General features: G+C 71.5%; 9 protein-coding genes. 2 read left to right on the top strand and 7 right to left on the bottom strand.

Features of this window, described 5'->3' with window-relative positions; genetic code table 11:
- Window positions 1-96: 96 nt before the first annotated feature.
- Complete coding sequence (locus AB0C59_RS31710) at window positions 97-633, bottom strand: alkyl hydroperoxide reductase (protein ID WP_363010740.1); 537 nt, start codon at window positions 631-633, stop codon at window positions 97-99.
- Between the two features lie 3 nt (window positions 634-636).
- A complete protein-coding gene (locus tag AB0C59_RS31705) occupies window positions 637-1,191 on the bottom strand; it encodes a peroxiredoxin (protein WP_363010738.1) in 555 nt (184 codons plus the stop codon).
- 184 nt (window positions 1,192-1,375) lie between these two features.
- Between AB0C59_RS31705 and AB0C59_RS31700 the strand changes: the two genes are divergently transcribed.
- On the top strand, window positions 1,376-2,386 hold the full coding sequence (locus tag AB0C59_RS31700) for a LysR substrate-binding domain-containing protein (protein ID WP_363010736.1): 1,011 nt from the start codon (window positions 1,376-1,378) through the stop codon (window positions 2,384-2,386).
- Between the two features lie 78 nt (window positions 2,387-2,464).
- On the opposite strand, the gene AB0C59_RS31695 is transcribed toward AB0C59_RS31700, so the two are convergent.
- Genes AB0C59_RS31695 through AB0C59_RS31685 form a run of 3 tightly spaced genes read right to left on the bottom strand, consistent with a single transcriptional unit; the run spans window position 2,465 to window position 6,050 of the window.
- Window positions 2,465-4,846 (bottom strand): ABC transporter permease, encoded by a 2,382-nt coding sequence (locus tag AB0C59_RS31695; RefSeq protein ID WP_363010734.1) that lies wholly within the window; start codon window positions 4,844-4,846, stop codon window positions 2,465-2,467.
- Window positions 4,843-5,529 carry an ABC transporter ATP-binding protein gene (locus AB0C59_RS31690; protein ID WP_363010732.1) on the bottom strand — a complete coding sequence of 229 codons (687 nt, stop codon included), beginning with the start codon at window positions 5,527-5,529 and terminating at the stop codon, window positions 4,843-4,845. Before AB0C59_RS31690 ends, AB0C59_RS31695 begins: the two co-directional genes overlap by 4 nt.
- Complete coding sequence (locus AB0C59_RS31685) at window positions 5,526-6,050, bottom strand: PadR family transcriptional regulator (protein ID WP_363010730.1); 525 nt, start codon at window positions 6,048-6,050, stop codon at window positions 5,526-5,528. Before AB0C59_RS31685 ends, AB0C59_RS31690 begins: the two co-directional genes overlap by 4 nt.
- Window positions 6,051-6,419: 369 nt before the next feature.
- Between AB0C59_RS31685 and AB0C59_RS31680 the strand changes: the two genes are divergently transcribed.
- Window positions 6,420-8,816 (top strand): transglycosylase domain-containing protein, encoded by a 2,397-nt coding sequence (locus AB0C59_RS31680; RefSeq protein ID WP_363010728.1) that lies wholly within the window; start codon window positions 6,420-6,422, stop codon window positions 8,814-8,816.
- A gap of 313 nt (window positions 8,817-9,129) precedes the next feature.
- Here AB0C59_RS31680 and AB0C59_RS31675 read toward each other — a convergent pair whose 3' ends face one another.
- Entirely contained in the window at window positions 9,130-11,241 is a 2,112-nt protein-coding gene (locus tag AB0C59_RS31675) for a SpoIIE family protein phosphatase (RefSeq protein WP_363010726.1), read from the bottom strand.
- A 274-nt stretch (window positions 11,242-11,515) separates the two neighbouring features.
- Window positions 11,516-12,208 (bottom strand): DUF402 domain-containing protein, encoded by a 693-nt coding sequence (locus tag AB0C59_RS31670; protein ID WP_363010724.1) that lies wholly within the window; start codon window positions 12,206-12,208, stop codon window positions 11,516-11,518.
- Window positions 12,209-12,214 lie beyond the last annotated feature (6 nt).

Here is a 12,214-nt window from a genome sequence, read left to right as displayed (position 1 = left end):
ATCCACCCCCCCGCCCCCCGGGGCCCCCCCCACCCCCCCCCGGGGCCCGGCCCCCCGGCTCGAGCCGGGGGACAGGCCCCTGTGGTGTGACTGCCGTTACTCGGCGGCCAGGACCGCTTCCGCGTCCAGGGTCACGCCGACCGCCTGGACCACCGAGGCGATCTTGAAGGCTTCCTGGATGACGTCACGCTCCACGCCCGCCTTGCGGAGCACCTGCTCGTGCGAGTCCAGGCACATCCCGCAGCCGTTGATCGCCGACACGGCGAACGACCACAGCTCGAAGTCGACCTTGTCGACCCCGGGGTTGCCGATCACGTTCATCCGCAGGCCCGCGCGCAGCGTGCCGTACTCGTGGTCGGACAGCAGGTGGCGCGTGCGGTAGAAGACGTTGTTCATCGCCATGACGGCGGCCGCCGCCTTCGCCGCGGTGTACGCCTCGGGCGTCAGGTTGGCCTTCGCCTCGGGCTCCAGCTCGCGCAGCACGATCGCCGAGCGCGACGCGATGGCCGTGGCCAGCACGGTGCCCCACAGCTGCTGGGCCGACAGGTCGGAGTTGCCGATGACCGAGCCCAGGTTCAGCTTCAGGTCCTTGGCGTAGTCCGGGACGGCGGACTTGAGGGAGTCGAGGGACATCGCTCACTCACCGGCCAGCAGCTGGACGGCGTCGAGGGTCTCCTCGCCCTTGCTCCAGTTGCACGGGCACAGCTCGTCGGTCTGCAGCGCGTCGAGGACCCGCAGGACCTCCTTGGGGTTACGGCCGACGGAGCCCGCGGTCACCATGGTGAACTGGATCTCGTTGTTCTGGTCCACGATGAAGACGGCGCGCTGCGCGAAGCCGTCCTCGCCCTCGATGCCCAGGGCGCGCATCAGCTCGTGCTTCGAGTCGGCGAGCATCGGGAAGGGCAGCTCGCGCAGGTCCGGGTGGTCCTTGCGCCAGGCGTGGTGCACGAACTCGGAGTCACCGGAGAAGCCGAGGATCTGGGCGTCACGGTCGGCGAACTCGTCGTTCAGCTTGCCGAAGGCGGCGATCTCGGTCGGGCACACGAAGGTGAAGTCCTTGGGCCACGCGAAGACGATCTTCCACTTGCCCTCGTAGGTCTTGTGGTTGATCTCCTCGAACTCCTGCCCCTTCTCCAGCGAGACGCAGGCGGTCAGTTCGAACTCGGGGAACTTGTCACCGACAGTGAGCACACGCTCTCCTTGTTGCACAGAAACATCCTTGGCACAAGGTGTTTCTCATGGGTTGGACGGATCACGATCCTGGCACACGGTGCATTGATTCAGGAAATAGCTACACTCGGTCGCGTTGATCGGTGACGTCTATCAGTGACCGCCGGTGAAGAGACCGCGGGAACGGAAGCGAAGGAGTACGGCCATGGGCGGCCCCAAGCCGAGCGGGCGGCGTCAGCCCACGCTCGCCCAACTGCGTGCCTTCGCCGCCGTCGCCGAGCACCTCCACTTCCGGGACGCGGCCGCCGCGATCGGCATGAGCCAGCCGGCCCTGTCCGGTGCCGTCTCCGCCCTGGAGGAGGTCCTCGGCGTCACGCTGCTGGAGCGCACCACCCGCAAGGTGCTCCTGTCGCCCGCCGGAGCACGCCTCGCCGTGCGGGCCAAGGCGGTACTGGCCGAGGTGGGCGCCCTGCTGGAGGAGGCCGAGGCCGTCCGCGCCCCCTTCACCGGCGCGCTCCGGCTCGGAGTGATCCCGACCGTGGCGCCGTACCTGCTGCCGACGGTCCTGCGCCTGGTCCACGACCGCTACCCGGACCTCGACCTGCAGGTGCACGAGGAGCAGACCGCGAGCCTGCTCGACGGACTGGGCACCGGCCGGCTCGACCTGCTGCTGCTCGCCGTTCCGCTGCAGGTCCCCGGCGTGAGCGAACTGCCCCTCTTCGACGAGGACTTCGTGCTGGTCACCCCGCTCGACCACTGGCTCGGCGGGCGGGACGGGATCCCCCGCGAGGCACTGCGCGAACTCAACCTGCTGCTGCTGGACGAGGGGCACTGCCTGCGCGACCAGGCCCTCGACATCTGCCGCGAGGCGGGACGCGAGATCAACCGGGTGGGGCGGGGCCCCTCGACCGAGGGCGCCGGCGGGCGCCGGGAGGGCGCGCCGGTGGCCACGACGGCCGCCGGTCTGTCCACCCTCGTCCAGCTGGTGGCCGGCGGGATGGGCGTCACCCTGCTGCCGCGTACGGCGCTCAAGGTGGAGACCAGCCGCAGCAGCCAGCTTCTGACCGGCTACTTCGCCGACCCCGCCCCGACCCGGCGCATCGCCTTCGCCATGCGGACGGGCACCGCGCGCGGCGCCGAGTACGAGGAACTGGCCGACGCGCTGCGCGAGGCGCTGCGTCCGCTGCCCGTGCGGGTGACGGGGCCCGGCACCTGACGCGGTGTCCGCCGTACGACGCCCTGCGGCGCCTCCCCGTAGGGATGCGCCGCAGGGCGTTCACGGGGTGCGGGGGCCTCACTCCGTGCGCAGCCCCTCCGGCCGCATCATCCGCAGCAGCGGCGGCAGGCTGATCAGCGTCACCAGGAGGACCACGCCGGCGCCGACGCCCGTCATCGACAGCACGCTCGTCCAGTCGATCCGCACGGGTTGTCCGGTCATGCCCAACAGGACCGCGCCGAGGCCCACCCCGACCGCGGACGCCAGCACCAGCCCGAGGGTGATCGGGATCGCTGTCTGCCACAGCACCGACAGGCTCAGCGTGCGGCGCCGGGTGCCGAACGCGACCAGCGAGGACAGCAGCTTCCTGCGCTCCCGCAACTGCTCCAGCTGCGACACCAGCAGGCTCGCCCCGATCAGCGCCAGCACGCAGGCGGCGCCGACGAACAGCCCCCTGCGCAGCGAGACGAACTTCTTGTCCGTCTCCGTGGCCGCCCACATCATCGGGTAGGTCTGGAAGTCGATCCGCGCGGCCGTGTTGCGGACGTGGTCGGCCGCGTCCGGCACGGAGTGGTCCAGCGACACGTAGACCTGTCCGGTCGTCAGCGCCGCGATGTTCCCCGGCACCGCGCGCGGGGTCATCAGGACACCGGACTGCTTCTGGCCCGTCGGGTCCTCGATCGCCCGGGCGGGCCGCACGGTGCCGGGCACCGTCCAGGCCACCGCGTCGCCGTCGTGGGCATCGCCGTCCACGCTCCTGCCGGACGGCGTGAGGTACAGCGTCCGGCCCGGCTTCGCCAGCTTCTGCGTCTCGGTGTCCCACCCCGCCCCCTCAAGGGCGAAGACATCGCCGTCGTGGCAGGAGGGCAGGGCCGCGATCTCGCGCAGGGAGGCGCAGTCGCCGACGCTCAGACCGGTGGACGTGCCCGGGTCCTTCGGCTTGTCGACCAGGGTGCCGCTGGCCAGCGCCGTCGCCTTCAGCACGCCCTTGGTGCGGGCGAGCTCGTCGGCGGACGACGTCAGCGGCACACCGCGCGGCAGGTTCACCTGCATCTGGGCCCGGGTGAGGTCGTTCCTGGTGTGCTTGGTGTAGCTGTCGTCGACCCCGGCGAACAGCATCTGCAGGGCGATGGCGCCGGCCACCGCCACCGCCACACCGTTGACCATGCGGGCCGCGGTGCCACTGCTCAGCTGCAGCCTGCGCACGGCGAGCTGCCAGGAGACGCCGCTGCCGCCCAGACGGCCCACCACGGCCTCGACGACCCAGGGCAGCAGTGCGGTCACCCCGACGAGCAGCAGGACGACACCCCCGATGACCAGGTACTGGTTGAAGTCGCCCCCGTCGCTTCCCTGGCCGATCATCGGGGCGAGCATCCCGAGGCCGCCCAGCGGCAGCAGCAGCCGCCACCACAGCCGGCGCCGCCTCGGCTTGGCCGTGCGGACCACGCCGAGCGGCTCGATGACGACCTGGCGCAGCGCGAACAGCGTCACCGCGACCGCGGCCGCCGGGACCGCGACGGCGACGAGCGCGGCGAGCGCCGGCGAGGGGTTGAGATAGCTGGGGAACACGCTGACGCCGAGGACCTCCGCGCCGCCCGCCAACTCGCGGCCGATCAGGAAGAACACGGTGCCGAGCACCAGCCCGAGCAGCGCGCCCGCGAGCGCCTCGCCCGCGGCGGTGCGCCGGGTCATCGCGCTGTCCGAGCCGACCAGCCGCAGTGCCGCGAGCCTGCGGTCGCGCCGCTCGCCACCGAAGCGCACGGCCGTGGCGATGAACACCATGACCGGCATCAGCAGCGCGATGAAGACGACCAGGGTCAGCAGGACCAGGATCGGGTCCGTGCGCTGCTGCATCGGTTCGGAGCCCCCGAAGTGGTCGATGCGGGCCGTCGTGGAGCCGTCCATCCGGGGCGCCAGGTTCCGGGCGCCCGCGTAGTAGGCGAGTTCGTGCGAGCCGACGAGGCCGCTCTCACCGATGGTCCCGACGACCTTGTAGGGCAGCCTCTCCCGCAGCAGCCTGCCCTCGTCGGAGGCCAGGAGCCGCTTCAGCGCGGGGGAGGCGACCATCTCGCCCACCGCCGGGAAGCCGGCCACGCCCGGTGGCAGCGGGGCCCGGGCGCCCTCGGGCTCCATCAGGCGACCGCGGACGTCCTTGTCGTGGAAGGTCGTGTCGACGTCGGAGATCACCAGGGTGTCGTCGGCCTTGCGCGCGTGCTCCTGGCCGTAGGTGTGGTCCTGGCGCGCGTTCTCCCGCTCGTGCCGTACGTTCAGGACGCTCGGCAGGGCGGTGGTGAGCAGGAGCAGCGCCACGCCGAGCCCCACGCCGACCGCCGTCAGCAGGAGCCGTACCCACCCCTCGCTGCCGCCGGTGACGGCGAACCGGATGCCCATGGCCAGGTCCCTGGCGCGGCCGAAGGACCTCGATCCGGCGCGAGCCGGCAGCGGCTCGTGCGTGCTCATACGGCGCGCTCCATGTCCCGGGACCTGCCGTCGCGCACCACGATCTCGCGGTCGGAGTAGGCGGCCACCCGGGCCTCGTGCGTCACCAGCACGACCGCCGTGTTCGCCGAGCGGGCGGCCTCGGTGAGCAGTTCCATCACCCGCTCGCCGTTGAGCGAGTCGAGGGCGCCGGTGGGCTCGTCGGCGAAGATCACGCGGGGGTCGGTGACCAGGGCGCGGGCGACGGCGACGCGCTGGCCCTGACCGCCGGAGATCTCACCGGGCCGCTTCTTGGCGAGGGTGTCGACCTCCAGCCGCTCCATCCGGGCCAGGGCGCTGCGCTCGGCCTCCTTGCGGTTCATGCCGGTCAGCCGCAGTGGGAGGGCCACGTTCTCGACGCAGGTCAGTTCGGGCACCAGCTGTCCGAACTGGAACACGAACCCGAACTCGGAGCGCCTGAGCAGGCTGCGCTCGGCGTCGCTCATGCCGGCCATCTCGCGGCCGTTGTAGAGGATCGAGCCCGAGTCCGGGGGCACGATGCCGGCGAGGCAGTGCAGCAGGGTCGACTTGCCGGAGCCGGAGGGGCCCATCACCGCGACGACCTCGCCGGGGTGGATGGAGAACCCGGCGCCGTCCAGGGCGAGGGTCGGGCCGTACGCCTTGCGCAGCTCCCGCGCGGCGAGCAGGGAACCGGAGGGAGTCACGGGGCCACCGCCTCGGCGAGTCGGTCCAGCCGTGCGGCGGTCAGCTCCAGCCAGCGCAGGTCGGCTTCGAGATGGAACAGGGCGTGGTCGCAGATCAGCTGGTCGGCCAGATCGCCCTTGCGCTTGCGGTCGGTCAGTATCCGCATCATCCGCAGGTGCTCCGAGCGCTGGGTGTCCAGGATGTCGGCGGCGTCGCGGTGCGTCAGCAGCGCGAGGACGACCTTGGTGTAGAGGGTCGACTGGAGGTACGGCTCGGGCTTCTCCGGGGTGGCGAGCCATGCCTGTACGTCGGTGACACCCGCCTCGGTGATGGCGTACCGCTTGCGCTCGGGCCCGTCGCCCGCCTCGATGCCGTCGACCTCCACGAGCCCGTTCTTCAGCAGACGGGACATCGTCGAGTAGACCTGGCCGTAGTGCAGCGGCCGGTCGTGACCGAATTTTTCGTCGAAGGCCCGCTTCAGGTCGTAACCGTGGCGGGGCCCGGACTCCAGGAGTCCGAGAAGTGTGTGACCGATGGACATGGTGAGCACTGTACATGCGGCGTATACACCCGACGTATACATGCTGCGTATAGATCATGGAACGAGCTTCACTGCGGTATGTTTTCGCAGGTGGGAGGCCATTGTCACGGTTCTGCCACACGAGGGGGAGGGGGGTCGCTGTCTGCTCGCTCCCGAGCGCCGGATCTAGCGAACTGATAACACCTGTCCGGACATGACAACCTTCTGCGTCTTTCCGACGTCGGTTCCGGTGGGAGCAGGTGCTGATTGTCACGTCCGCAAAAGGCGGGATCGGCGGGCCTTTGTCATACCGCACGGTGTTAGCTTTCTGAGCTGACCTGGGCCACGTACCTGTGTGACACACGACGACGGAGCGGAGCGGATCGAGTCATGGGACGAGCGGAAGAGAGACGAGCGCGGCAGCGCAGCGGCCGCCGCGCGGTGCCCGCGCGCTCGACCGGGACGACTGCCTCCGCATCGACCGGCACGGCCGACTCCCCCTCGCTCGGGCCGCGGGCCGCGGCGCGCGCCCAGGCGAACGCCAGGAGCGGCAAGGGGAAGGGCAAGGGCGCGAAGGGCGGCATACGCAGGTTCTTCACCTGGAAGAAGGTCGTCGGAGCGCTGTTCACCTTCGTGCTGCTGATCATGGGCGCGTTCGTGGTGCTGTACATGGAGACCCCCATACCGGACGAGGCGAACGCCGCGGCCCAGCTGCAGAGCAACGTCTACAAGTACAGCGACGGCACCATGCTCGCCCGCACCGGCGAGCTGAACCGTGAGAACGTCGCGCTCGCCGAGGTGCCCAAGGAGGTCCAGCACACCTTCGTCGCCGCGGAGAACAAGACCTTCTACCAGGACGCCGGCGTCGACCTGAAGGGCACGACCCGAGGCATCCTCAACACCCTCTCCGGCAAGGGCGCGCAGGGCGGCTCGACGATCACCCAGCAGTACGTCAAGAACTACTACCTGACGCAGAACCAGACCGTCACGCGCAAGCTGAAGGAACTGGTCATCTCCCTCAAGCTGGACCGCCAGAAGTCCAAGGACTACATCCTCGCGGGCTACATCAACACCAGCTACTACGGTCGCGGCGCCTACGGCATCCAGGCCGCCGCGCAGGCGTACTACCGCAAGGACGCCAAGAACCTGACGGTCGAGCAGGGTGCGTACCTGGCGGCGCTGCTCCAGGCGCCGAACCAGTACGACTGGGCCATCGCCACCGACACCGGCAAGAAACTGGCGCAGGCCCGCTGGAACTACGTCCTGGACAACATGGTCGGCCAGCACTGGCTGGACGCCGGCAAGCGCGCCGCCATGAAGTTCCCCAAGCCCATGACCCCGAAGCCCGCGCCCGAGCTGAAGGGCCAGACCGGCTATCTGGTGGACGCGGCCAACCAGTCCCTGGAGAAGCAGCTCGTGGCCGAGGGGTCGGCCGGCAGCATGGGCGACGCCGAGGCGCTGCTGAGGCGGGGCGGCTGGACCATCACGCTGAACATCGACAAGAAGAAGCAGTCCCAGCTGGAGCAGGCCGTCAAGGAGCAGCTGACCAGCAAGCTGGACGCGAAGAAGCGTTCCGTCGACGGAAACGTCCAGCCCGGCGCGGTGTCCGTGGAACCGAAGACGGGCCGGGTGCTCGCCCTGTACGGCGGCGCCGACTACTTCAAGCACTACACGAACAACGCGACCCGCCGCGACTACCAGCCGGCCTCCACCTTCAAACCGCTGATCCTCGCCGCGGCGCTGGACGAGCAGGCCAAGACGCAGGACGGCCGCCCGATCGACGCCAACACGATCTACGACGGCACCAGCCGCCGCCCGGTCAAGGGCAGCTCGATCGGCTTCGCACCGCCGAACGAGGACAACACGAACTACGGGCCCATCACCGTCCAGAAGGCGATGAACCAGTCCGTCAACTCGGTCTTCGCGCAGATGGGCGTCGACGTCGGCATGGACAACGTGCTGAAGGTCGCGAACTCCCTCGGCCTGGACACCAAGGGCCTGGCGGTCGTGCCCGCCCAGACCCTGGGCACCATGGGCGCGAGCCCGCTGGAGATGGCCGGCGTCTACGCGACCCTGGACAACCACGGCCGGAAGGTCACTCCGGCGGTCATCAAGTCGGCGGTGCACCAGGGCAACCCCTTCACCCTGCCGGACCCGGTCGGTAGCCAGGTGGTCAGCCCCCAGGCCGCCGACACGGTGACCTCGGTCCTGACCGGTGTGGTCGACGACGGCACCGCCTCGCGGTCGGTGGCGGCCAACGAGGCGCGCGACGGACAGCAGGTGGCGGGCAAGACCGGTACCTCCGACAACAACAAGTCGGCCTGGTTCACCGGCTACACGCCGAACCTGGTCACCTCGGTCGGCCTGTTCGGTGAGGACGCCAAGAAGCACACGCAGGTCCCGCTCACGGGCGCCACGGGCCTCATCGCCACCAGCGGCGGCCGTATCAACGGCGGTGGCTACCCCGCGCAGATCTGGGCCCAGTACACCTTCTCGGCGATGGGCTCGGTCAGCGAGTTCGACCTGGACACCACGCAGGGCGCGGCCGTCCAGCCGCCCCCGTCGCCGAGCCTGAGCCAGGCGCCGAGCAGCTCGCCCCCGTCCTCGCCGAGCAGCAGCCCGCCGCCGAGCAGCAGCAAGCCGGCGACGAGCAAGCCGCCGACGGCCTCGACCGGGCCCACGGGCAGCAGCAAGCCGCCGACCAGCCCGCCCCCGTCGACACCGGCCACCTCGGGGTCGCCGCCGGCGGACCCGCTCGACCCGAACGCCCCCGGCCAGCAGAACTAGAACTGACGGGGAAGGGCGCCCGGCGGACATCCGCCGGGCGCCCTTCGCGCGTTCCGCCTCGCGTGGGCCGTACGTCAGCCGCCGTCGACCTCGTGCGCGATACGGTCTCCACGGGGATGCCGGCGTTACTGGTCGTGTACGGGACCTGCTGGGGTGCCTGAGACACGAGCGTCCTCCCGTCGTGCCGAGGGTGTCCGTCAGGTCGCTTCGCTCCTTTTGCTCCTCAGCAGAAGTCAACCCCGCGAACCGGACCCCGGCAACCCTGGACCGGCGCCGCTCCCGGACCGGGCCCCCGGCGGACCGGGGGCCGGCGTCACCCCCGGTTCAGCTCGAACCAGACCACCTTCCCGGTGCTCAGCCGGGTCGCACCCCAGCGCCGCGCCAGCCGGTTCACCAGGTAGAGCCCCCGGCCGCCCTCGTCCGTGGCGCGCGCCTGCCGCAGCCGTGGCAGCTGGGGCACGTCGTCCCCGACCTCGCAGCGCAGCACGTCCGTACGCAGCAGGCGCAGCGTGATGGGCCGTGACGCGTAGCGCACCGCGTTGGTGACGACCTCGCTGACCAGCAGCTCCACCGAGTCCGTCAGCTCCTCCATGCCCCAGCGGGCGAGCGCTCTGCGGGCCAGGCGGCGCGCCCGGCCCGGCGCGGCGTCCTCGGGCTCCAGGAACCAGTACGCGACATCGCTCGGCGCGATCCCGTCGAAGCGGGCGGCGAGCAGCGCGATGTCGTCGTCCCGGTCGCCGGGGCCCAGCATGTCGAGGACCTCGTCGCACAGCGCCTCCAGCGGCGGCGGATGGTCCGCGCCGGTGAGCTGGGCGGTCGCGGCCAGCTTCTCCCTCAGCTGCTCTATCCCGGTCCACACGTCCCGCAGCCGCGACTCCACCAGGCCGTCCGTGTACAGCAGGAGGGTGGCGCCGGCCGGAGCGTCCAGCTCGACCGCCTCGAAGTCCACCCCGCCCACACCGATGGGCGCGCCCGCGGGCACCCGCAGCACCTCGGCCCGGCCGCCCAGATGCAGCAGGACCGGCGGGGGATGGCCGGCGTTGGCCACGGTGATCCGGTGCGCGACCGGGTCGTAGACCGCGTACAGGCAGGTCGCCATGCGATCCGTGCCGAGCCGCTGGGCCTGCTCGTCCAGGTGGTGCAGCACCTCCTGCGGGGGCAGATCGAGCCCGGCGAGTGTCTGGGCCGTCGTCCGCAGCTGCCCCATGATCGCCGCGGAGGTCATGGAGTGGCCCATGACGTCGCCCACGACCAGGGCCACCCGGCTGCCGGGCAGCGGAATGGCGTCGTACCAGTCCCCGCCCACCCGGGCGGTCTCGGCGGCGGGCAGGTAGCGGGAGGCGAGGCGCACGCCCGTCGGGTTCGGCAGCGTCTCCGGCAGCATGGTGCGCTGCAGCTCGTCGGCGATGTACGCCTCACGCCCGTACAGCACCGCCTTGTCGATGCCGAGGGCGCTGTGCGTGGCGAGCTGCGCCGCGACCAGGAGGTCGTCGGCCTCGAACGCGAGGCGCTCGGGCCGGCGCAGGAACAGCACCGCGCCGATCACCCGGCGGCGCCCGCGCAGCGGCGCGAGGATCGCGCGCTGCCCCGCGGGCATGGCGAGGTCCTCGCCGAGGAGTTCCACGAGGGCGGCCCGGGCGCCGGGCGCGTCGGCGAAGACCGGCCGCACCCCGCGCAGCACCTCGGCGAGCGCGCCCCCCGGACGCACCTCGCAGATCTCGTTGCTCAGCGCCGTGGCACCGGTGTTCTCGGTCACGGGGACCGCGAGGCCGCCGTCCTCCGGATCCCGCTCCTGCGGAATGCGGTCGGTGCGCCGCAGCCGGAGCACCAGCGGCCCTGTCGGCCGCTCGTCGCCGACGGGCAGCGGGTCGCGCAGATAGACGAGGATCGCGTCGGAGAAGGTCGGCACGGTGGCCCGGCACAGGCCCATCACGATCTCTTCGAGGTCGATGCCGCGCGCGATCCGCCGGGTCGCGGCGCCCACGAAGCGCAGCCGGTCCCCGTCGCGCCGCATCGGCATCGGGCCGTGCGGCGGGGCCTGGCCGGTGCGCCGGTCCGTGCCCGCGGGCGGGGCCGGGACCCGTTCCCCCTCCGCGCCCGGCTGGACCGGAATGCCCTCCGGGGCGGGCCGCGGACGGTGCGTGCCGGGCTCGTCGGCCACGGGCTGGGAGTGCTCGCCGCCCAGGGCCGGGAGCGGGGCGGACGCGCCGGGCGTGCCGCCCGACGGGCCGTGCTGGGCGCAGGAGAACGGCGCGTCGGGGGTGGCCGTGCCACCCGGCCCGGTCTGTGCCGGTAAGGCGCTGGGCGGCGGCGGGGGCAGCGGCTCCGGGGCACGCAGGAGCGCCCCGCGGCCGTCCGCGGGGCCGACGCCCGGCTGCGGGCGCTCGTGGGAGGTCGGGTGCTCCGTCACGCGTGTCGAGTCCATCCGTCCGGGGCTGCGCGCCGTGCGTGCAGTGGGTCCCGCAGAAGTTCCGATACCCGGAATACGTGTCCCGGGAACGGGATTCCGGCGCGGTCCCCCACCCTCCATGGCCCACGGGCCGGGCCGACCGCCCTGGTGTGGCCCTCGTACCCCTCGCTCACGTCCTGCCGCCCCTCGGTGACGTTAGGTCAAGCCCAGTGAATATTGCGGGAGTTGCTGTTGCATGCCCTCGCGGAGGACGATCCTACGGTTGCACCGCCGGGGCGCAACAAGGGTCTCATGAGGTCACATCCGCGGGCGTGCGGTCCCAGTCTTCGGGGAGAGGGGGCACTGACCAGGCGGGATCCGGCCGCCAGTGCTGCCAGTCGCCCGAGAACGGTGCTCCCCAGGCGCGGATGACCTCCACCGCCGAGCGCCCAGCCTCCCGCACCCGCTCGGCGAGCGGGGCGCCCATCAGCCCGTCGCGCTGTGCCTGTGCGAACTCGTCCTCGTCGCGCCAGTCCCAACTGTGGTCGGGGTACACGCAGATGTCCAGGAAGTGATCCTCGGAGTCGACCCCGCCGTCCCATCTGACCAGCGGCTTCTCCAGGTTCACATACCAGTTCTTGAACTCCCAGCCCGGATCCCAGAACAGCCAGACCGACCACGGCTCACCCGGACGGGCGAGCTTGAGCACCCCGGTGCCGGCCCAGCGGTCGAGCCGTATGGTGCGCGGCGTGGTGTACCGCGACTCCAGCGGTTCGGTGTGCACGGGCCGGCCGTCGGCCAGCACGGGCTTGACGCACTCGGTACCGGGCGCCATCCACACGGCCAGCAGTTCGTCGTCGTCCCGCACCACGGTGACCGGGCGGGCGATGTGGAAGTGCGCCTTGCCGTTCTCCCGGTAGCGCCACAGGATCTGGTCTCCCGGCGCCCAGTGTCCGCTCGACCCGCCCGCTTCCATCCGTCTCACCGCTCCGTCGTCTGCCATGCACAG

It is taken from the genome of Streptomyces sp. NPDC048664 (assembly GCF_040650555.1).
In the GTDB taxonomy this organism is placed as follows: domain Bacteria; phylum Actinomycetota; class Actinomycetes; order Streptomycetales; family Streptomycetaceae; genus Streptomyces.
Note: the sequence above shows the minus strand (reverse complement) of the source record. Positions and strands in the feature narration are given on the sequence as shown.